This window comes from Bradyrhizobium sp. 197 (genome assembly GCF_023073375.1).
Taxonomy (GTDB): domain Bacteria; phylum Pseudomonadota; class Alphaproteobacteria; order Rhizobiales; family Xanthobacteraceae; genus Bradyrhizobium.
In genome coordinates, this window is sequence record NZ_JADPJJ010000119.1 from 82713 (window position 1) to 104452 (window position 21740).

At 57.8% G+C, this 21740-nt stretch carries 17 protein-coding genes and 1 pseudogene; 5 read left to right on the top strand and 13 right to left on the bottom strand.

Going from position 1 to position 21740, the window contains the following annotated elements:
* Positions 1 to 16: 16 nt before the first annotated feature.
* From IVB27_RS27450 to IVB27_RS27465, 4 genes are all read right to left on the bottom strand, one after another.
* Complete coding sequence (locus IVB27_RS27450) at positions 17 to 394, bottom strand: hypothetical protein (RefSeq protein WP_247406612.1); 378 nt, start codon at positions 392 to 394, stop codon at positions 17 to 19.
* Positions 395 to 917: 523 nt separating this feature from the next.
* A complete protein-coding gene (locus tag IVB27_RS27455) occupies positions 918 to 1838 on the bottom strand; it encodes a prolyl oligopeptidase family serine peptidase (RefSeq protein ID WP_247446170.1) in 921 nt (306 codons plus the stop codon).
* Complete coding sequence (locus tag IVB27_RS27460) at positions 1744 to 2277, bottom strand: hypothetical protein (protein ID WP_247350367.1); 534 nt, start codon at positions 2275 to 2277, stop codon at positions 1744 to 1746. The genes IVB27_RS27455 and IVB27_RS27460 overlap by 95 nt, the downstream gene beginning before the upstream one ends.
* A gap of 713 nt (positions 2278 to 2990) precedes the next feature.
* Complete coding sequence (locus tag IVB27_RS27465; protein ID WP_247446171.1) at positions 2991 to 3596, bottom strand: hypothetical protein; 606 nt, start codon at positions 3594 to 3596, stop codon at positions 2991 to 2993.
* Positions 3597 to 3842: 246 nt separating this feature from the next.
* Between IVB27_RS27465 and IVB27_RS27470 the strand changes: the two genes are divergently transcribed.
* From IVB27_RS27470 to IVB27_RS27490, 5 genes are all read left to right on the top strand, one after another.
* Entirely contained in the window at positions 3843 to 5303 is a 1461-nt protein-coding gene (locus IVB27_RS27470) for an acetyl-CoA carboxylase biotin carboxylase subunit (protein WP_247350363.1), read from the top strand.
* A gap of 1 nt (position 5304) precedes the next feature.
* Entirely contained in the window at positions 5305 to 5811 is a 507-nt protein-coding gene (locus IVB27_RS43370) for a biotin/lipoyl-containing protein (protein ID WP_247350361.1), read from the top strand.
* A gap of 1 nt (position 5812) precedes the next feature.
* Positions 5813 to 7420 (top strand): acyl-CoA carboxylase subunit beta, encoded by a 1608-nt coding sequence (locus IVB27_RS27480; protein ID WP_247446173.1) that lies wholly within the window; start codon positions 5813 to 5815, stop codon positions 7418 to 7420.
* Between the two features lie 1336 nt (positions 7421 to 8756).
* A complete protein-coding gene (trpD, locus tag IVB27_RS27485) occupies positions 8757 to 9770 on the top strand; it encodes an anthranilate phosphoribosyltransferase (protein WP_247406624.1) in 1014 nt (337 codons plus the stop codon).
* 1797 nt (positions 9771 to 11567) lie between these two features.
* On the top strand, positions 11568 to 13100 hold the full coding sequence (locus IVB27_RS27490; protein WP_247406626.1) for a class I adenylate-forming enzyme family protein: 1533 nt from the start codon (positions 11568 to 11570) through the stop codon (positions 13098 to 13100).
* Positions 13101 to 14032: 932 nt separating this feature from the next.
* On the opposite strand, the gene IVB27_RS27495 is transcribed toward IVB27_RS27490, so the two are convergent.
* The 9 genes and pseudogenes from IVB27_RS27495 to IVB27_RS27535 form a co-directional block, all read right to left on the bottom strand.
* Positions 14033 to 14509: an Lrp/AsnC family transcriptional regulator gene (locus IVB27_RS27495; protein WP_247406628.1), complete on the bottom strand. Its 477-nt coding sequence runs from the start codon at positions 14507 to 14509 to the stop codon at positions 14033 to 14035.
* Positions 14510 to 15116: 607 nt separating this feature from the next.
* Positions 15117 to 15407 carry a hypothetical protein gene (locus IVB27_RS27500; protein WP_247446174.1) on the bottom strand — a complete coding sequence of 97 codons (291 nt, stop codon included), beginning with the start codon at positions 15405 to 15407 and terminating at the stop codon, positions 15117 to 15119.
* 1665 nt (positions 15408 to 17072) lie between these two features.
* The gene (locus IVB27_RS27505) at positions 17073 to 17279 is read right to left on the bottom strand and encodes a hypothetical protein (protein ID WP_247446175.1); all 207 of its coding nucleotides are present in this window, start codon (positions 17277 to 17279) and stop codon (positions 17073 to 17075) included.
* Between the two features lie 557 nt (positions 17280 to 17836).
* Entirely contained in the window at positions 17837 to 18106 is a 270-nt protein-coding gene (locus tag IVB27_RS27510) for a DUF6129 family protein (protein WP_247406633.1), read from the bottom strand.
* A 31-nt stretch (positions 18107 to 18137) separates the two neighbouring features.
* Entirely contained in the window at positions 18138 to 18479 is a 342-nt protein-coding gene (locus tag IVB27_RS27515) for a DUF3024 domain-containing protein (protein ID WP_247406635.1), read from the bottom strand.
* Between the two features lie 15 nt (positions 18480 to 18494).
* Positions 18495 to 18734: a nitrogen fixation protein NifZ gene (locus IVB27_RS27520; protein WP_247446176.1), complete on the bottom strand. Its 240-nt coding sequence runs from the start codon at positions 18732 to 18734 to the stop codon at positions 18495 to 18497.
* A complete protein-coding gene (locus IVB27_RS27525) occupies positions 18731 to 19045 on the bottom strand; it encodes a nitrogen fixation protein NifZ (protein WP_247406637.1) in 315 nt (104 codons plus the stop codon). Before IVB27_RS27525 ends, IVB27_RS27520 begins: the two co-directional genes overlap by 4 nt.
* Before the next feature lie 928 nt (positions 19046 to 19973).
* Positions 19974 to 20216, bottom strand: coding sequence for a 4Fe-4S dicluster domain-containing protein (locus IVB27_RS27530; protein ID WP_247282157.1), 243 nt, complete (start codon positions 20214 to 20216; stop codon positions 19974 to 19976).
* A 74-nt stretch (positions 20217 to 20290) separates the two neighbouring features.
* Positions 20291 to 20734: pseudogene (locus tag IVB27_RS27535) on the bottom strand (nitrogenase cofactor biosynthesis protein NifB); the annotation flags it as partial.
* Positions 20735 to 21740 lie beyond the last annotated feature (1006 nt).

Below are 21740 nucleotides of genomic sequence, written 5' to 3' on the forward strand. Positions count from 1 at the left end.
GAAGAACATCGCCAACTCAATCGAGACGGAAAATCTTTCGCCCAACCGCTACAATTTCCCGGTCGGTCGGAGGATTACTTGTCTCGACGTGCAGAGTGAGATCCGGCCTGTTCACTCTCAGGAAGTTCATCAGCTCGGTCTTCTCGGTTCCCGGTCCGATGATCAGCAGATCAGTGCAGCTACTCAGGGCCCGACCTACCCTGACGACAAACGTCGGATCATCATTCACGTCGGCAGAGCCAGTATGCGCTTTGCAATCAAGACGCTGGGGCGCCAAATGCGCGCGTACGGCCGTCGCGCTGACGCCCGTTAAACCTATGGAGAATATCTTAGCAATGAGGTGGTCGATCCACACGACCGCGTGCGAATGAATCTGAGTTGTCATGTTGCTCATGAATGGATTCCATTGCATTTCGTAATTCACCTCTCCGTCGGAGCGCAAGCCCGCAGGCAACTTTCCTGCGGCTGACGATGCCAATCATGGCTCAAGTGATCAGCGTAAACCGACTCGCTACGTTGATGTAACCGAGAACAGATCGCGTTAATTGAGCGCTGTGCAGCTGGAAAGTGTCCACAACTTCATGCCGCGCGCCGCCTTCTTGACGATCGAAGGCTTGTGCATTCTCCGCTGCATGTCGCCCACTGCTCCGAGATGGATTTAACGCACCATTACGAATGCTCGAGCGCAACGAAGGAGAGCTCTTGTGGCTGTGAGAGTTCTAGATATTCAGGTTTGCGAAGCCGAAGCCACCCCGCCGGACGTGGGGATGGCTGGAGTGAAGCCATAGAGCACAACGACATCCCGCAGTGGTGGGTCATGACATACACGGATGCGGCCTGGTCACTGATCTCTCCGACCAAACGCGCTGATGCTGACAGGCCGCCATTTGCACTGGCGACCTTAGCGAACTCACTCGTCAACCGCACTCAATCCACAAGCCGCCTGGATGCATAGGTGTATTCGAGTGCAGCCGGCACGCGTATCCCGTGAGATTGGCGGCCGCGCTATGTCCGCCGTCGATATTCTCATAGCAGTAATAGGGCTGGCCGAGCGCAGCAAGCCTAGCGGCGGCCGTGGGCCGCATGCACGCGGTCGCCCTTGGTGGAAGTGAGAATGAAGGTGTCTGGGTAGGTCTTGCCCGGGACAAGCTTCTGATAGGGTGAGTAGGCCTCGATCCACCCGCGCTGCTCGGGATGGCGGGATCGCCATATTCGCCGATGTAGGAGGAGCCTGCGCCCAACTTGGTGAACCGAAACATGTCGAACAGCGCCACCTGCACGATCGCTGCGTTGAAGCGGTCTCGGCGCTGAGTAGTCGCGGTGCCCACCAGCAGATCTCCCTGGCTGCCGCCGACCACGCCCAATCGACGCGGAGAGGTGACCTTCCGGCGGATTAGGTCCTCCGCAAAGGCGATGAAATCATCCCATGTCCGCTGCTTCGTTGCCGCTTGGGCCGCCTCGTGCCATCGCGGCCCAAACTCGCCGCCGCTCCGCAGGTTCGCGACGACATATGCATTGCCCTGCTCGGGCCAGGGCCGCCCCATCGCTCCCGCAAAGGAGGGCAGGAGCGAGGCGTGGAATCCGCCATAACCATTGAGAAGAGTTGGGATCTCCGCTCCGAACCTCGCGTTCTTGGGACGCACCAGAAAGTAGGGAATCCGGGTCCCGTCGAGCGAAGTGGCCTCGAACTGCTCCGCGACATGCCTGAACGGGTTGAACTTCGGAGGTGTCGTCCTCAGTATTTCAAGCCCTTCGCTCGCCGCGTCGAAGTACCAAAGGGGCGTCGGCTCCAAATAGTTGGCCCGCCAAGTGCCCTGGTCGTACCTTGCTCTGAACATTGTCAGGGCTCGCCATCAACAAGTTCTTGGTGACCGGGAACCCGCTGAGCGCTCGCCGAGGCTCGGGCTGGAAGACGAGCGATGGCATCCCGCGCAGCGGATCTTTGTTCCATTTGCCCAAGCCATACGAGATCATCGAGCCGGCCGCAAAGCGGGTGCTGCCGGACAGTATCCAGTCTTCATCGAGCGTCACGAGCAGGCGGCCGCTGACGATGCCGCTGATGTTTGCTTTCTTTGGCAGGTTTAGCTTGATCGGTGCGTTGGGCCCAAAGAGCACATACTCCTGCTCGACGAAGCTTATGGCGCGCATGGCGCCGGCCGCATGAACTTTGCCTTTATTATCCTGCAGCACGAAGGGCGCCGCCACGGCATCGGTCGGCTCCCCACGGAAGACCTCGCGCGCTCGAACGAGCGGCTGAGCGCGCTTGAGCTCCTTCAAGACGAAAGGGTAGCCAACCTGCGTCAGGGTCCCTTCTCCCCAATCTCGTGCGATGAGCACCGCGTTGCGGTCGACCCAGCTGACGGCCTGCTTTCCCTCCGAAAGAGCGAAACCGGTCGTGACGAAGGCGTTGGTGTCCAGGTCGAACTCTCGTCAAAAACCTCAGGGCAACGTCTCTTGGTTGTTCATTAAGAGCGGCCACCATGGTGGTTCGCTACTCACCGACCTCCGATCGATGCGGCGTGCCAGGGAGAGGTTGGTCTTACCGGCCGGCAACAGCGGTCGTGATCTCCCGAGTCTCTGGTGGTCCGACGCTGACAGGGCGCCAAGGTCGACAAGCGTTCATAATCAAAGGTCTCGAGCATGGCGCGATTTGCCTTTCGACACGCGCTTGATCTCGGCATCGGTGCGTTGGCGCACGGAAGGATTTCGTTCGCGGCGGCTACAGCCGAAGGCCGAGTGTTCGGCACCTGAAATTATCCGGCGGACCGGCAATCTTGCACAGTCTTACTACGAGTTTGTGACGTCAGATTACCTTCGAAGCACTTGAGAACGGCGTCAATAAGGTCAAATCAGCGGCTCGATTTTAAATTTAGCAATCTACGGGTGGGGGCTTGCCCCGTGAAGGCGCTGCGCCGGCGCGCTGCGTAAGCCAGGAGCTTGGACAAATTTGTGCGATCATTTCGTTGAAAGGCCTTGATTCGCACGTAACGTCACATTGTACGATCTTGAAATGAGATCGCGACCTCTGACAAACGAACGTAAGCTACTCCTAGGGTGTGTGGCGATGACATAACGATCTTGTCGTATTTCGAATTTGCGGCGAACGCTCGCCGTAAATGAGCCGGCGGCAACTCTCCCTTGCCGACGGTCGGGCGATGTGTAGCAGCGTCGCTCCTCCCAGACTGACTTCGCCCGGCTTCCAAAATGAGGCCGGGCCTTTTTTTCGTCGGGAAGACCTTAGCACCTTGTCGACGCGCAAGTTTGCCTGGTTTCCCGACGAGCTGATCGAGCAAGTTGCGAGGCGATTCCGGCAAGACAACACGCGTTAAGACGACATCGGCATGCTTATTGTAAATCGTCAACAAATCGCAGCCTTCGGTTCTAGCATACAAAGCAACGCTTCCGCAGCCACCAACGACTTGAACGGTTCCGGCCTGTTTTTCCTGTAGACAGGCCATACTGTGCCTTTGCGCAGGAACACCACTACCACAACGTAACGACTTAAAGAGGATATCGTGATGCGCACACAACGAACGCATTTGTTTTTGCGTCCCAAAGCCAACTGCTGTGCAGTAGTTCTTATTGTGCAACGGCATCTCTGTCCTCGAGTCGGCGGGTTGCGCAAGATCAGCTGCCGACCGACGCGAAGCATCTTGCATGGAAGACGTATTTCGCCTGCGTAGCACCCACACCCCCGGATCGCACCGCCATCACTGCGTGTCTCAGAGCCAAGCAGGCGAGCTTGAGTCATCAATGTCGCGACCTCCATTGGCGATACCGCCAAAGAAACCACGGGACTCGAAGTCTCGTTTGAGTTGTTTGTTTGGATGCGAATGTACACAATGCCTTTCGATACAGTCCTTATCGCCAACAGAGGCGAGATCGCCGCCCGCATCATCAAGACGTTGCGAAAGCTGGGCCTTCGTTCTGCAGTTGTCTACCACGAGGTCGATGCGCGAAGCCCGGCAGTCTCCATGGCCGACACAGCGATTCTTATCAGCGGTCACACGCCGATCGCGGCCTATCTGGACATCGCACAAATCATCGCCGCCGCTCACAAGGCGGGCGCCGGCGCTGTTCATCCAGGTTATGGATTTCTTTCCGAACAGGCTCAATTCGCCACGGCCGTGATAAAGGCCGGCATTGCGTTCATCGGCCCCGCCCCCGAAACTATTGAACTGATGGGCGATAAGATTCGGGCCCGCAACTTCGTCCAGTCGAACGGCTTTCCAGTGGCGCCAGCTGCAATTGAGGAGGACGATCCAGCGACGTTCGTCTCCAGGGCGCGTGCAATTGGAACCCCTTTGCTGGTAAAACCGTCAGGGGGCGCGGGCGGCAAGGGCATGCGGATTGTACGCGACGTCGATGCTCTGGAAGGCGAGATTGAGCAGGCTCGCTCTGAGGGGCAACGGTATTTTGGGGATCACCGGCTTTACGTCGAAAGTTACATTGAGAACCCGCGGCATATCGAAGTGCAGGTACTCGGCGACTCTTTTGGGAACATTGTACATCTGTTTGAGCGGGAGTGCTCGGTGCAACGCCGCTTCCAGAAGATCATCGAGGAAGCGCCCTCGCCAGCCCTGTCGCCAGAACTACGGAAACGCGTCTGCGAGACCGCGGTGGGTATCGCACGCGCCGCGAATTATCAAAACGCAGGAACCGTCGAATTCATTTTCGATGCAGGAGAATTCTACTTTCTCGAGATGAATACGCGCCTACAGGTCGAACATCCCGTGACTGAGATGATCACCGGCATCGATCTTGTCGCCGAACAGGTCTATGCCACCGCGGGCCGAGAACTTGGTTTTGCTCAGTCAGATATCGTTTCGAACGGCCACGCGATCGAACTAAGGCTGTACGCTGAAGCCCCCGAACGAGGCTATGTTCCGACGTCCGGCAAAGTACTTCTTCTCGAGTATCCGAGCGGGGTACGGATTGACAGCGGCATCACGCGGGGTCAGCCAATCACCACTGCGTTTGATCCCATGCTCGCAAAGATCATCGCGCATTCGCCGACGCGCACATTGGCCACCGCCACAGCCAATCACGCGATTCAGGGGGTCATTCTTCTCGGCTGCGAGACAAACGCTAGCTTCCTCGCCCGCATCCTTTCCGACGAGTCGTTTGTCCGCGGACAGTTTCATACAGGATATCTGGAGGAAAACCCGCACATTGCCGCTGGTAACTCTGCTACCGGCCTACCGGCATTCCTCGCATCAGCTGCTCTCCTGACCCGACAAGTCCGCGAATCGGCCGATGCCGTGCCCGCGCTTCACGCTTCGCTGGGCGATTGGAGAAATTGACGTGTATCACTCCGTCGAGGTTGATGGCGTCGACCATCAGTTATGGCTTTCACCCTGCCAATCCGGCTCCTATCATCTTCATTTGCGCGACCAAGTCATTTCCCCGGTCGCGTTCGCTCAATACGGCGAGAATTCAGGTGTCCTGACTGTTGCCGGCGAGACCGAACGGGTCCGCTTCGTCATCGAAGGCGATCTGATTCACGTCCACATCCGTGGCATAATGCGCGTTTTGCGCTACCGCGACCCGTTGCGAACGCTCGCTTGCGTGAACCAAGAGGAAAGTTCGCTCATGACCCGCGCACCGATGCCGGGAGTAGTCGTTACGATCGCGGTTTCGCCTGGTCAACCGGTATCCGCAGGCGCGGCGCTGATGATGATTGAGAGCATGAAGCTGGAGACGATTATTCGCTCGTCACAGGATGGCGTAGTCGATGGAATCCATTTCAAAGAAGGGGAGAGCTTCGAGCGGGATGCTGTGCTGATTACGCTATCGAAAGAAGGGCGCTGAAATGCTACGAATCGCTTCTGGGGCGAATGTCAATTCGCAAGACTTTCGTCAAAACGAGCTCCACAACAGGCGGCTTTCTGACGAGTTGAAGGAGCGGCAACGTGCTGTCCGCTTTCAGCGGCCCGAGCGGGAGCTCGAGCGCCTTCGACGTCAAAATAAGCTGTTTGTACGAGATCGGATCGACGCCTTGCTCGATCCAAAAACTCCGTTCCTCGAGCTTTCAACGCTGGCCGCTAACAAGGCCTATAACGGCGAAGTCCCCGGCGCGGCACAGGTCGTCGGCATCGGGATCGTCGCGGGTCGCGAGGTGATGGTTCATGCAGATGACGCAAGCGTGAAGGGCGGCGCATGGTATCCGTTGTCTGTCAAGAAGATAGTGCGGGCCTTGGACATCGCAATCGAGAATCGTCTGTCAGTGATTCATTTGTGCGACGGCGCCGGAGGATTCCTACCTTTTCAGGCAGAGTTCTTCGCCGATCGCTACTTCGCGGGTCGGATCCTCCGTAACCAATCCATTCTCTCGAAGATGGGAGTACCGCAGGTCGCGATCGCAATGGGTCATTGCACAGCGGGAGCGGCCTACGTCCCGGCGCTTAGCGAATTCAGCATTATGGTCGAGGATACGGGAGCTATATTTCTCGGTGGCCCTCCAGTCGTGAAAGCTGCTACCGGTGAAGACGTATCGGCACAGGAGCTTGGGGGCGCCCACATGCATACGAGCGTGTCGGGCACGAGCGATTATTCCGCGAGCTCCGAGATGCACGCTATTGCGATCGCACGTGATATCGTTGCCCGATTCCATCGGGCCGCGAAGACTCCGATTGATCAAGCCGCCCCGGAGCCCCCTGCCTACGACGCATCGGAACTATACGGCATTATTCCCAAGGACCCTCGAGTGCAGTTCGACATGCGGGAGATCATCGCCCGCTTGGTCGATGGCAGCCGATTTCACGAATACCAGCCGCGTTTTGGCACGTCTCTGCTGTGCGGTTTCGCGCGGCTTCATGGATATCAAATAGGGATTCTTGCAAATAATGGCGTGCTGCTCAGCGAAAGTGCGCTAAAGGGCGCTCACTTCATCCAACTATGCGACAAGAACCGGACGCCCCTGCTCTTCCTGCAGAATACAACGGGCTTCATGGTCGGCCGCGAATACGAGCGCCGTGGCATAACCAAGGATGGCGCCAAGCTGATCATGGCCGTCTCGGGAGCGTCGGTCCCAAAATTCACGGTCGTTTGCAACAGCTCGCACGGAGCAGGTACCTACGCTATGGCGGGACGTGCTTTCGATCCTCGGTTCGTCTTCACCTGGCCGCAGTCTCAGATCTCTGCGATGGGCGCCGAGCAAGCGGCAGGTGTGCTGACCCATGTTAAGGCCAGACAACTGGCCCGTGATGGTGGGCGACTCGCAGAGCAGGAGCTAGCAGCCATTCGAGGTCCCCTTCTCGACGAGTATCGGGAACGATCGAGCGCCTACTATGCAACCTCTGAAATCTGGGACGACGGAATTCTTGATCCAGTCGATACCCGAAGTGCACTCGCGATCGCCCTGAGCGCTTCGCTGAATGCTCCCATCGAAGCGCCCCATTATGGCGTATTCCGAATGTAGCCGGCAGGAGTCGAACGTCCGTGTCAGTGGATTCTACTCTCTAACCGGAGTCCAAATCGACGGATCGTCCTGTCCCCGGCATGAGCCAGATTGGTGTCGCCCCACATTCCGCGCAGAACTCGAATTCGCGACCTTCGTCAAATAGATCAACCCGGGTGGGGCGTTGAATTCGGTGACCACGTTGTCGATCAGGACGACCGCGTTGCGTCGACGCAGGTGGAGCTGGTCGCATAAGCCTGATTGGCCGCGCATCGAACCTCGCGTGGGGACTACGCAAAGTGCGTAACACTCGAGATGATCTGCTCGTTACACTGCTAGCATTGCGTGGTGTAAATGCGAGGTTCCTGCGTGTCGACGCCATCGACATCTGGAGTTCGCGATCGATGCAAGCGCGGTCTGCCCTGCTGACTCTGATCCACCAACGGACGCGTCAGTCACACTAGATCTAAGGTGCGCCCTACTGATGGATTGTTGGTCCATTCATCGCCAACGATAACAATCCTTAGGAGGAGACAAGCCATCATACCGATCGCGGTCAACGATTCCGCGACGGGCTGGTTGCAGAAGAAGTCATCCCGCCATGCTCGACGATGGAACCACCCACCGTCTTGCCGTCCGATCGTCTGATCTGATCTCGAGCAAAGAACACTTGCTCCTTTGCAGGTGAACGCCATGGATAGCTTGATTCTTACGCAGCGTCAGGTTGTAGGATTGCAGAGCGGACTGACGTTCAAGCTGACACCGCGCATGCCTCGACGACGCATACGCGGTCCGAGCCGGACCGGTTGCCGAGCTGCATGACCCCACCAATGCCCGTTTCGAATGACGCCTCGCTGTTGAACGCAGAAAACGAAAAAGGGTGAGAATGATGTCATGGGCTCGCAAGTATCGATAACGAGTGACTTAGGATCAGTGCAAACATCCACTAAGCAGACGCTTCCGGTAACGAGCGCCGATGATGCCGGCCGAGACGCGCGCAAGTTGCGCAACGCGCTCTAAGGTCAAGTACCTCAAAGAGGAGGAGCACCATTTGTGATCGAGACGGCGCGACATAATGCCATATCAGGAGCAGCATGCAGTGTATTTGGTCAGGATCTCGAGCTATGCGCCAGCGCCAGCGGGGAGCATCAACGGCGAGTAGTCGTGTGTGGCATCGACGTCATCCTGCAACCGTCGAGTTCGGCTCGATCCACAAAACCGCGACGTTTTGTCCGATGATATATCAGCAAAGAACAGCGTGGGTATCGACAACATGGAAGATGGGATCATCTAGCGGATTGAGGTCGCGCTCGCACGCGGGACTGGCCAATTGGAACGACTAAGCACGTGGAGAGCAATGAACGCCCTCAAATCGATCATTAGCAAAGTTGCTACAGGTGCCACGCTGACCCGCGAGGAGACCGCAACAGCCTTTGAAATCATGATGTCGGGCCAGGCGACATCCTCCCAGATCGGAGGATTGTTAATGGGGATGCGGGTACGTGGCGAAACCGTGGAAGAAGTCACCGGCGCAGCCTCGGCCATGCGGAGCAAAATGCTCCGGGTCAGTGCGCCCCCCGATCCCGTCGACATCGTTGGTACGGGCGGTGACGCTTCGGGCTCAGTCAACGTGTCCACATGCGCCTCATTCATCGTCGCCGGGGCCGGCGTTCCGGTGGCCAAGCATGGCAACCGCGCCGTGTCCTCACTACCAGGCGCTGCTGACGTCTTGGCCCGGCTCGGCGTGAAGGTCGACCTCCCGCCTGTAGGCGTTGCTCGTTGTGTGCACGAAGCTGGCATCGGCTTCATGCTTGCGCCCATCCGTCATCCGGCTATGCACCACGTTGCCCGGATCCGAGCGGCACTTGGGACCCGCACGATCTTCAATCTAATCGGCCCGCTCGCAAATCCGGCCGGAGTCAAGCGGCAGATTGTCGGAGTGTTTTCGCGTCGATGGGTGCAGCCCTTGGCGCAAGTGTTAAAGAACCTTGGTGCTGAGTCGGTGTGGGTGGTGCATGGCTCAGATGGACTCGATGAGATCACCCTCACCGGGCCGACGTTTGTTGCCGCGCTAGAGAGAGATGCGATCCGTACCTTCGAAGTCACCCCGGAAGAAGCGGGCCTCGCCCGCTGCCACAACGAGGCGCTGAGGGGCGGCAACGCCGATGCCAATGCAATCGCGCTGCAAAGCGTGCTCGACGGCATGTCAAGTCCGTACCGCGATGTTGCTCTTCTCAACGCCGCCGCGGCAATGATCGTGGCCGGCCACGCAACGAGCTTGAAGCACGGCGTCGCCCTTGGGCAAGAATCCCTTAATAGCGGTGCGGCAGCCGCGCGATTGACACACCTGATCGCGATCTCCAATGCTTGAGAACACCAGCATCGAAGCCCTACGAGCGCGAAGGTTGCACGCGCAACGCGCGAGTTCCCTCTGCCACACGTCGAGGCGCTTACCGCGGTTGCCGGGTCACAGACGCAGCAGCCCCGCTTTCGGATCTACGGGAGCGGGATGCGCGAAAGGCCTCAGATCGCGAAAACCAGTGTGAAGCAGCCTGCCGAGACAATCAGAAGGCCACGGCCGAAGCTTAGGTTCTCAATTTTGTGTGCACGCAATGCGTCAAAGGATGAGCAATGACGTTCCCCACGAACGGTAGAAGCGCTCGCATTTAGGGCAAAGGTAGAACACATCGTTCGGAAATTTCGGGAGGTCATCGATACAGACAGCTCCATCCCCCGAAATCTGCGGGGTACGCTGCACACAACACTCGATAAGCATCTTCTCGCTGCAAGAAAAGCAGATTGTCGACGATTCCGGAAACCACTGGGTGCTCTCATGCCGCTACGCGCGGAGAGCTGCCGACGCTCCCAAACCTTGGAGGTGGCGTCATCTTGCGGGCCCGGGGGTGCCGATGGTTCACCCGCACCTATGCCGATGGCGACGACGAGTTCGTGAGCCACGGCTTACGCTTTTTGGCCCAATCCTGCGCGAAGGCCTTGATGCCCGGAGTGCCTCAGGAAGAAGGCTGAAGTGCGCAAGTACTATCTGGATGATATCGCCACAACGAAAACACGGGAAACCGAACGCCGGAGCTGCGCTCTTCGATCATGCCAACCCCTTGCCACCGGGCTCGGCTTCGATTTAGTCGACGTCTTCACCGGCGGCGTTTCCGACGCGATTTGCCGCGTCGCACCGCGAATATCTGCCATCGCCATTTGCCGCCGTACGGCGGCGCGCTCGCGCATTCGTGCGGCTCGTTCTTCAAGGCAGGCGCCGCAGCCGGGGTGCATCTCGTGAATTGCGTTGGCGGGACCAAACGCACGCTATGGCGTGAGGGTCGAGTGCGGAAGACGTGGTACTGTGTATTTCTCGGTCGCGGCGATTAATTAAGCTTGGCATCGCGAGCTCTTCCAGCTTGAATCGCACGTAACGTGAAATTGTACCATCTCAAGGTACACCAGTCTCGGGCTGGTCGAGATAGGATTGCGAATGTTCGAGCATGTCAGAATTGCACCGCACCGCCTTACTTCGATCATCGCGACAGTGCGGCTTGCGGGTGGTTTTAATGGGCATGACAATCTTGGGCCGGCACCATACGCCTTCTCTGATCCACATCGCTGGAGAGCTGGTCAATTCAGAGGACGTCAACGTCACCCTACCGCGCTGTGCGGCTCCCCCCAATTGAAGATTGGAAAGCGAGTTCCTCCGCGGGCCGGGACACCCGTGGAGATCAGTTGAACCAAGGCGTTTTTGGTTCTGTTCGCTCAGCCCGCTTGGATCTCGCACGGCGCCATCATCTCGGCTGCAGGACGGTCGATCCGACCTCGGATGGTTCCAATCGGCCCATATCTGTGGTGAGCCTGTAAGTCGGAAACCTGCAGAAGATAACGTCATGGTGCGCTTATCACTGCGCGCAGATGCACGCCAGCGCTGTTGGACGAACCGGAGCCCGTGACGAAGCGCCTCCGCCTTTACGCTTTAAGAGATTCGAGCCCGGGCTGATGACGTCGTCAAGACCGTATGCTTCCGACTGAGATCGCTTGACTGCTCGCGTGCCTGAAGCCATCCGATGCGTCTGATCGCGATCGAGAGCTTCCGAACGGCTCAGGAGGTCAAGGGTTTAAGCAGTTTTCCAAGTACGTAGCGAACCTGAGCGAAAAGGGGACAAAGGTGGATCTTTGCACACTGATTGAGCGAAACGCGTCGTTTACTCCCGACAAACCCGCGATCCACTTCGACGGGGGCACCCTAAGCTACGCCGCCTTCAGTCAAAGGATCGAGCAAATCGCTCGTGCTCTAAAACATCAGCTCGGCATCGAGAGAGGCGACCGCGTCGCGATCCTTGGGCTCAACCGGCCCGACTACCTGGCCCTGCTGTATGCCTGCGCGCGACTCGGCGCAATGCTCGTCCCATTAAATTGGCGGCTTACGGTCGCGGAACAGTTGTTCATCCTCTCCGACGCCCGTCCCAAAGTGCTAGTTCTAGAACAGGCCTTTGATGCACTGCTACCAGCTCTGGCGGGGCAGTTGCCTGATACCTTTGTTGCCGGGTTGAACTTTTCGCCTCTCGGCGGAAGTAAGTGGGACTGCCTGGTAGACCAGGGTCGAGGCGACGATCGCAATCAGCACACGGACCTATCTTGCCCGCTTCTGATTGTCTATACTTCGGGTACCACAGGGCGGCCGAAAGGCGCTGTGCTGCGTCAACAAGCGTTGCTGTGGAATGGAATTATGAGTCAGCACATGCATAATCTCAGCTCGACCGATCATGTCCTGACAGTCTTGCCGCTGTTTCACGTTGGCGGCCTGAATATCCAGACCACGCCGGCGTTGCATCACGGCGCGACCGTCACCATTCACACGCGATTTACGCCCGAGGCGACGCTTGCTGCGATCGAACGCGACAGACCTACGCTGGCAGCGTTGGTGCCTACCACGATGCAATCCCTAGCCGATCATCCTCAGTGGCGGACGACGGACCTCTCCTCACTGAAGGCAATTTGCACCGGTTCAACGATGGTCCCGCAGCACCTTATCGAACGCTTTGTCGCGCGTGGGGTGCCAGTGCTGCAGGTTTACGGTTCGACCGAGACCTGCCCTATTGCTGTGTATACGAGGCTCGGCGGCGATCTTGCGCGTAAGGGGTCGAGCGGCTTGCCCGGCCTATGTTGCGAAGCGGCTATCCTCGATGATACCGGCAACGAGTTGCAGGCAGGCAGCCCGGGCGAGATCGCCGTACGGGGCCCGAATGTCTTCAGCGGGTATTGGGGCCCTCAACAAGCAACGCGCGAGCCTTTGCGCAACGGTTGGTATCTCACCGGTGACATCGGCCGCCGCGACGCGGATGGATACTTTTGGGTTCATGATCGCAAAAGGAACCTGATCATATCGGGTGGAGAAAATATCTACCCGGCGGAAGTAGAGCGCGCGCTTATGGAGCATCCCGATGTCGCAGACTGCGCCGTTGTCAGTCGACCCGATCCGCGCTGGGATGAGGTGCCGATCGCTTATGTGATCAGGCGGCCGGGGGTTCGGCTTGACGCGGAAGCACTAACGGCGCATGCAGCCTCGCAGCTCGCCCGCTTTAAGGTGCCGCGCGAAATTATTTTCACGGCAGAATTGCCACGAACTGCGCTGGGCAAGATCCAGCATTTCGCGCTGAAGGGGCTTACACGATCAAGCCAGCACAACGACGGCGACTGAAGATTTCGATCGGGTGTGGCATTTCCTTTACCCCGCAGGCGTGGCCGCTGAGGGCCGCGAAACCCCACGGGTCACCGCGTCTATGCGAACACGGCAGCTGCGAGTTGATCATGTCGGCGCCCTTCCATGGAATAACGTTGCCCCGAGGTCGCTGATGCCGCGGATCCTCATTATGAATGCCGGTACCGCGCAAATGTCGGGCTCTGATCTGGCGACATCCAAGTTTCGCTTGCCTCCAATTCGGCCGAGACGTCGTCCATGTCTTCACAGGTGCCACACTCTTCCAGGAAGTTAATGGAGGTGCTGAGCCGGAGCGACGTCGCCAGTTGGGTAGCCATCCTCACTCAGCCGATATTCCGATCGTCTATCCCATCTCGGTTTTTGGCTCCTCGCCGCCGACGCCGCGTCAGTTAGAGCTTTGCCCTTGTTACTGCCGGCGTATTCTGGGACGTGATCGAACTACCCATGCCGTCTTTGGGAGCGCGATTTGTATCAATCTTCCTATCAACCGATGAGTAGTGCGCCATTCGAGCCCGTCCGGGTTCATAAGGAGAGATCGCTCTTGCGAGCCTGCGTGGACGCTCGCCCTCGACGAGTGCTTGCAGCAATCCCCGTATCAGCGCCATGTTGAATAAAGCTTCTGATATGCCCGGAAAAATGAGCGACCTGTCGATCGCGCAAAGCGTCTTGAACCGGACCTGACTTGTTCGGAAGCCCGAAACCGCACAACAAGCGCCGGCCTCATAGTGTTAGCCTCGGACACTGCTGTTGAGGAGCATGCGCCGAGCCAGATGGAATTGCTGGAACGCGACCTCATTTTAATCGGACCGCATCGACCCGGGCCGAGAGTGCGAGATGGTCGTTACCGCTCTCACAGCGCGGAAAGCGATTATGCTCCATCCAAGATGAGGGCGTTGAGGGTCACGGCGGGGTCACCAGCATGCCAACGATCCCATTGGTAAAAAGAAACCGGCTTTGACTCGGTCCAGAACAACTACAGTTTCAAGGCGCTTTATATCTGGATTTTCATTTATCAAGCGTCGGGTGAAATGCTCGTACTCTTCCATATTATTTGCAGTCAACAACAGGATGAAATCAGCTTGGCCCGTGACGTAAAACCCGCTCATCACCTCCGTCATAGTGCGGATCCCCCGCTTAAAACGATCAATGATGTCGGCGCGATCGCGCTCAAAGAAAATGAGGACCAGCATAGTCACGTTTCGGCCGATCGCCCTTGGCGAAATGATTGAGACGTCTGATTCTATCACGCCCTCTTTTCGCAGGCGCTTTAGTCGGCGCTGAACTCCTGATGCAGATAGGCCAACTTTCGCGCCGAGTTCTTCACTGCTTAGGCGATTGTTGCGTTGAACGAGATCAAGAATACGAGCATCGATTTTGTCGATTTCCACGGCTCCATTGCGGACTCTCGAGCGCGACCGCCTCCTCCAAGCATGCGAAGTAGTCCCATTGAGTGTCCCGGCCATCTCTAAACCTCCTCCCTAGCACCTTACGAATGTACGTCTTCAGCCGACAATGCGCGCACTGATGAGTTGAAGGCTCAAACCTTATTGGGGACAGCCAACCACCGGTTCCGGTCTTGTGCGCGCCCGGTCGGCTTGCGTCGCCTCCCCTGATTCCAATAAGCCGCTAAAGCTCTTTTCCTCACGGCGCCGTTTGTGGAGGTTAATTTGTCGGTAGCGCACCTCTCTTGACGCCTGGCAGCTGATTGAACGTAGTTCTTCGGCAGCGGACATGTGGGCGCGTTAGCGTCACCAATGGAGAGCGCCATTGGATTGACGTCGCGGGCGAGCTAGTGAGGGTGAATTTCCTTCAGCTATGTCACGCCGCGCCCGTGGCGGCGCGCAGGCCACACTGGCAGTTCTCGAAATCAATTCACGACAGGCAGGGCGGCTTCCCGCCTGCGTCCCCTAGTGTGATGATCGATCACTGGACGCAATAGATCAGGAAGCAGCGCGCCCGGTATCGTCCCGCTCGCACGAGCATCGAGATCTGGCATCATTGTAATGGCTTCCTCTCCGTCGAAGGGGCGAGGATTGTCCCTCCTCCGGCGTCAGTCAACGTCCGCGGCTTCGCCGCGGCAAACGGCACCTCGATATTGAAATAACTAGAGCGCGGCATCTCCCGGGCAAGGCGCACCAGAAACGACATTGTTAACGTCACGCCACTGAGCAGCGCATTCAGGATCAGGATCGAAATCTTGGCCGCATCTGCGATACGGCCGAAACGATCGAGCATCGAGGGCGCGTCCGCGTTGAGGCTCACGCCGTGGTAGGCCGGCATCAGCATCAGAAGGCTTGCGCCACGCGCGGCCGCATAGCGGGCGCGCTCGATTGCAATTGCGTCCTGAAATGTTTGCATGTGATCATGACCGCCTTGCGACTACCCACATGAGCCAGGCACAAATCAACCAACATATCGCATTCCTGCTCCGATAACAGGAACTGCTCGGAACGATGAGCCAGAATGCAGATCCATCGACGCGCTCGTCGATCATGCATCGCGGCGCTGCCCCTCAATGGCAAGAACTCCGGTTTCCGTGAAAGCCGATGCGACTGGGAAGAGGCGGCTACAGGCGTATTTCCTTGCATTTGGCATGAGCAGGCTTCCAACAAGCAGATGTTCTTGACGGGCAGATGTCTTTGGGCTCGCTCAGGTCATCAAGAACATTGGATGCCTCGAACTGACAATAGGATCCGAGAATGGTCCTCCCAGTGTTCGCCGTCTGATGAAGGGCATGAGCAATCCCACGAGATCATTCCGGCTCTGCGGCAGCCTTTGCCGATGAGATCGGAGCGATCGAACTTTATCCTAGTGGTCATCCGTGGATACCCGGCGTTTTTCGCTCAGCATGGAGATGACTGGAACTGTCCTGCTTCGACCTTATGAGACGCGACCCTGACCCGACCGTGATTATTCCACATGAGGTCGCATTGGTCGCTGGCCTCGAAATCAGCATCTGGGTAATTTTGGGAAAATATCCCCTGTAAGACACAACCCCGTCTAATTCAGCTGCCAACTCAGACTTGTCGTTTCTCGCGTATCGCGACGTGAACGGAATGATTCACCTAACATATGCTGGGCGGTGTCTTCCGCTTATAGAGCTTTCGAGAAGCAGACGGCGCTAAAGGCTCCGCAGGAAGGAAAACGCTAGCGAGCTTTTGTCTCAATCCCATAGGCTCCTCCCGCGGCCAAAGCATGCTTGTGAGTGAAGCTTTTTCTTGTGCAACTGAGAGAAGGACACGACGCCCTGTTATAGAGATCTTCAAATTGCCGGTCGTCTCAAGGATTCGAGTGCGCTGGCGCCCCCCAGTGTCAGTCCCGTATACATCCTTGTCCACTGGACTCCAGCTGGACACTTTCAGAATGATGCTGAGGCATCGGCGATGGTCAGGCGCATCAGGGACAAGACGGTTAAAACCGCAGTGCGTGGCTGGACAAGCCGGTGCGCGAAACGCCCCTCTTGGTTTCAATCGGACGAGGCCTGTCGATCGGTTATCGGAGGAACGAGACCGCCGGCACGTGGGTGTTTCGCAAAGCCGATGCATCGCGAATGTTCGCCCCCCGACACTCGGACCCAACTGTCGACTACAGCGTGGAGTGCAACCGATCTAAGCGCGTGTCCATTACGGGACCCCGATGCAAAACCCACTGTCGACCTCCAAGGTCGCACCGTTCCGTTGTATCTGAATCATGACCGATCCGGGGAGAACAACACGCAGTAACCGATGCTAAGCCGAACACCGTCGTGCCAGCAACGATTGGCACTATCGAAATAGTCATTGCCGAAAGAATCACAAGAATTGTAACCGGCAGGCCCTCGCCGATGTCTTCGATCTGCGACAGACTGCACGCCCTGGCGCCACCCGCTCGATCGCATCGGCGGGACAGCCTGCGAACACCCCAATATCGTGGCTAGCCACGATATCGATGATCTCTTCGCTCATGCCGGCGTCACAGTTTCTGCTTGAAGGTATCAACTGCGGCCCGGGTCACCCGAAAAACGCCACGACCACGGGACAGTGAGCGATAGGCAGAGCCGGCTCGGGTCTTGAGAACATCAAACCATTGGTCGGGCGTGAGCCTCGCCGGGCGCTCGCTGATCTGGATCACCCTGCCATTCGGGGCGAAGCGGACGTGAATGATGATCTGCGGATTCATATCGTTCCCGCTTTTTGCCAGGTTTAGAGACCGGGGGGTTGCTCGATTGTGGCGTGTTCAGTTTCGGCCCCCTTGGGGTGGACCTCGCGCAGCGACTTAAACTTCGCACCTGCATTGGTGCCGGGGGCCCGTTCGGGTTGGCGGCGATAATCGCCCGTGTGTTAGGCCTCATGCGTTCTTCGGCATTCGTCTTGAGGCACGTTTCGGACCAACATTCGGTGTCGGCAAACTCCCCCGTGCGTCCGCCAGATTGACGGCATGCAGGGTCTGAGAAACGAATAGGAAGAGGCGATTACCTCTTCCCGCTCGATACCGAGCGCCTTCAGGCCAGGCAGGAGCCCAATCGTGCGTTTGGAACCGCAACGCTATGCTTGCGGCCAACATAGATCGCGAAAGCTCGTTCGAGCATCTCAGTCGTCGACCGACTGGAAATTCGCTGCGAACACAATAGCGCCTCGACGGCCGAGAGTCGGCAGCAATGATATCAGGACGCGAGAGTGGAATTGCATTCACCGCCTCCGCGTCATCGAGGCGATTCTGTGCGGGTCCAGTGCCGATCACCACTCAACATGCCTTCTAGCCAGCACCAATCCAGTCGCTCGCGCCTGGTCGGCCGTAATCTGCATGCAGTGGTCAGATCCATCGATTAGATGCAGGTCAAACTGCGGAAGACGCCGGAATGGCTGCTGCGTCACATCCGACGCATCACATCGAACCAGGGTGAGCTGCGGAAAGCGGCGCCTTAGGTCAGCAACGGCGCTAGTGTCTGTGTTAGCTGTCTCAAGCAGGCGTTCGATTTCGATCAATTGTTCTGTGGCGAGCGCCATTGTGACTCCTTATGATTGTTGCCAATGAGCATCACTGCCAGAACAGCCGCTCGGGATCCGTGTTCAATTCGTCGATCGCCGACGCAAGCCGGTGGAAAATGCTGTAGAATTTCCAGCTTCCTCGCGCATGATTCTTGAAGAACAGTTTCCAGATCCCGCTCACGGCATCGTAATGAAACAGCGCGACATCGATCTGGCCGCCATCGTTCTCAATATTGCGCGAGCAGCAGGGACTCTCAATGAGATAGCCAGCCTTTACCGGCGTCACACTCGGCGAGTGCTTGCGGGAGATCAAAGCACGTTCGATCCGCTTGCGATCTAGCTCGTTCGGATGCGGGATCAGCCCGACCGGTACCTCTCTCGACACTCTCATTGCGAGAACATCCCCTCAAAGGACTGTGATCTCTTCTTCAAGACAACCAACGACCAGCCGCTCACCAAAATCTACAAGATAAATCGGCACGCTTGCTTCGGTATGCATCGCGACCCGGACGATCTCGCCGATGGCACCGGCGCCGACCAGGATCCCATCAGGCGGCGCGGTGGCAACTGACTCGTCATTGATGAGATTGGCTGCCGTTTTCACGCGCTGGCCCGATCGATATTTTGGAACGCGCGGCTCTGTCATGACACAGCCACTTCCGGCAATGGCAGATCATCTACGCCCTCGTCGACCGATCCGACCTCTTTGCGCCTCACGTCGACGCGGTAGCCACTTTCAAGAAGTTCGACACCGCAGATATAGAATTTCTGCAGGAACGTACCGATGGAAACGACGTAACCCAGGTCGCCCTTCTTGGCCAGAATGTCGCCGATCTCCTTGCCGCAAAGGGTGCCGTCATTGCGGATGGTACTGCTGGCCCTCACCTTTTCGCCAAAGCTGAACGCGGGCCGCCCGCTTAGCTGGACCACATCACTGTCGGAAACGATCATGTTCATGCACCGCCCCCTCGCGAACCTACAGGGCGCACGGAGACGCGAGCAGAGGTGCTCTTCTGCAGCATATTGTCCTTGTCTGCGATGAGACACGCCGACTCGTCATCCGCGATGCGACTCGCCACTTCGTAGCGGGCATGCCGTTCAGCTTCGCGGTTCAGAGCGGTTACCAAATGAGGTGAAGGTCGCTGCGCGTACTCGAGGTGCACGGAGGTATCCGGGTCGTTCACCGTGGCAAGCGGCCCCATACGTCGTGCCACCATGCGGCGAAACTCAATAGCCTCATGATTCATCAGCCAACCAAGCCGGCGCGGCGCGATGCGCTGCGTCCCGACCCAACAGACGCGATAAAATGCAGAGCTTTGCCACCTCCGACGTCTTAGCCCAGCGAGTCTGTAGAAGTGTAAGCGGTAAAGCTCGATCGGAACAGAGGCCAACGTCTCTGCTTCGAGCAGATGTTTTCGGCCACTCCCTCCAGATGATAGAAGAGCCCGGCCTGCCGTTGCTGATCCTCCGCTTCGGGTAGCAGACCTTCGTCGAGCCGCGTGTGTGCGACCAATGCTCCCTTGCTGCCTGATAGTGGAATGACTGGGTCCAGGTTCATGCGCAGCTTTGCTCCTCTGACAGGTGGCCCCTTCGACAGTGCAACGCGATGCACCTGGCTCGGCGAAGAACAGGCTCGTCTGCACAGCGGCGTGGGTCAAATCGATGACAGCGCTGCTTAGTGGGCACTCGACATCGAGGCGCAACTTTGGACCGTTGCGCTCCGTTACTTTCTTACGTGGCCCGTGGCGCCGCCTACGCACCGATGTTGGCGATCGATCCCGAGTAATCCATGGCCATAACAGGAAATTGCAAGTCGACGCCTGCGGCGCCGTCAATGCACACGGCGATACTCGCGACTTTGGAGTGACGGAGCTCGGCATGAAGTTCACGAGCACCCCCCTTTGAGGCAGGCGCGTGGTAAACGCGACACTGATGTATCCATGACGTTGGTGTTTTCAACTGGACAGACAGCGACACACTGCGGCTCGTCAAAGTAGACGATGCGTTCGGTGCATTTCTGGGATTCAATTGCGAAGCTTCCAGCCTTCTCCGACGTTGCAACATTCGGGTATAAGGGTTCACAATCCGAGGAACGCGTCCACTGCGAGGCGACGATCTTGAATGGCATAGATACGACCTCTTACGCGACCGAGATCAGCGGTTCTTGCGGGATCGCGGCGTCGCCGCGCTTGGCCTTTGAGCCCGAATGCTGCGCCGTACTCGGGCACGGAGATCTATGGCATGATAAGTCGTTTTCGGATTGGCCAAGGCATCGCCGGGGCCGACGATACCGAGCACAGTCAGCTGCGGAATTCTGGTGGCTACCGCGAGCAGCTTTCCCGCCGCCTGCTCAGGAGTGAGCTTGTCACGACCAACACCGGGACGCGATTCTTTGGCGCAGTCGTACTTACGATTGCAGTAGTTGCATTGAAAATTGCACGCCGGCGCGACCGCGACATGGATGCGAGCGTCATGATGATGAGCTTCTTCGCTATAGCAGGGATGCGTCCTAACTTTGTCCCAGATTTCGGCCGGCAGATCGCCTGGGACAGCCTGTGACCCATAGCTCCCTTTGCCATTCTTCGAAGAGCTCCGGGAACCCTTATAATCGGCGCATCCCGCCGCTATCCTCAGCATCTTTGACATGTTTTCCGCGTCCGGCAACAGCGTCCATATTCAATTCTCTACCAAGTGTGCCCATGGCGATCAGCCTGAGCGGCCACAGAACGAGAGTTAGCAACTCGCGTGCCATCTCGGATGGCGATGGCATTCCCGCCGTATGAACGAGTTAGCTAGACTTGGTCCGCACAGTTGTGCACGCGTCAGCGACAGTTCACACGTCGGAAATGCGACAGGCGTCGCAATTGTGACGGAGATGGCCGTTGGGTTCTCATTGAGCTCGCGTGAGATCTCCCAACACGCACCGGTCGCTTGCGATGCGACCTCTTCCTACTAGCGGACGGCGGCGAGAAGACCACTTTGCGCCGCTACTTGGCGCTCAACATCTCTATCGCGTGCGGGCCATATCGCGACCAGTGTCAGGTGTTGCTCGACCAGAAAGCAGAGTTCGTTGCGTGAGAGTGCTTGCGGATCGACGATCGCGTGATGGACGTCAGCCGAGCGTTTGGTGATCTGCCGGGCATAAATAGCAAAAGCAGATCAGTGAAGAGACAGCCGAAGAAGAGGGAGGAAGCTGCATCCGTTCCGCCTTTCCTTGATGAGGTCGGGAACTGGTGTCTGGATGCCGATTTCAGTCAGAACCTCAACATAATCCAGCGTCAGTAATTAGAAAGCTCTTGACCGGCAGCACGCTGCCGTGCGTGTTGCGCAGCACAGTAGGCCAATGGGGCCGCCGAGGCATGATCAACCTCTTGGCCTGCCGGATCGTAAATTGGATACCAGCAATCGACGTGGATGCCGGAGCGCGCGATACCTTCACCTCACGCCATCCGTCGCGTGTACCGGAGAGCCGTCCGCATCGCGCCGTCGTACCAAGAGTCGACTATCACAGGCCGTGGTAAGGATGCTAGATGATGATGCAGTGGGGTCGGCTCCACCCGCGCACGAACGCCTGGACCGTCAATGCCGTCACGGTGGAGCGATGTGTGTCGCTCTCGACATCCGAGACGTTGCCTTTGGCCTCGCGCGATAG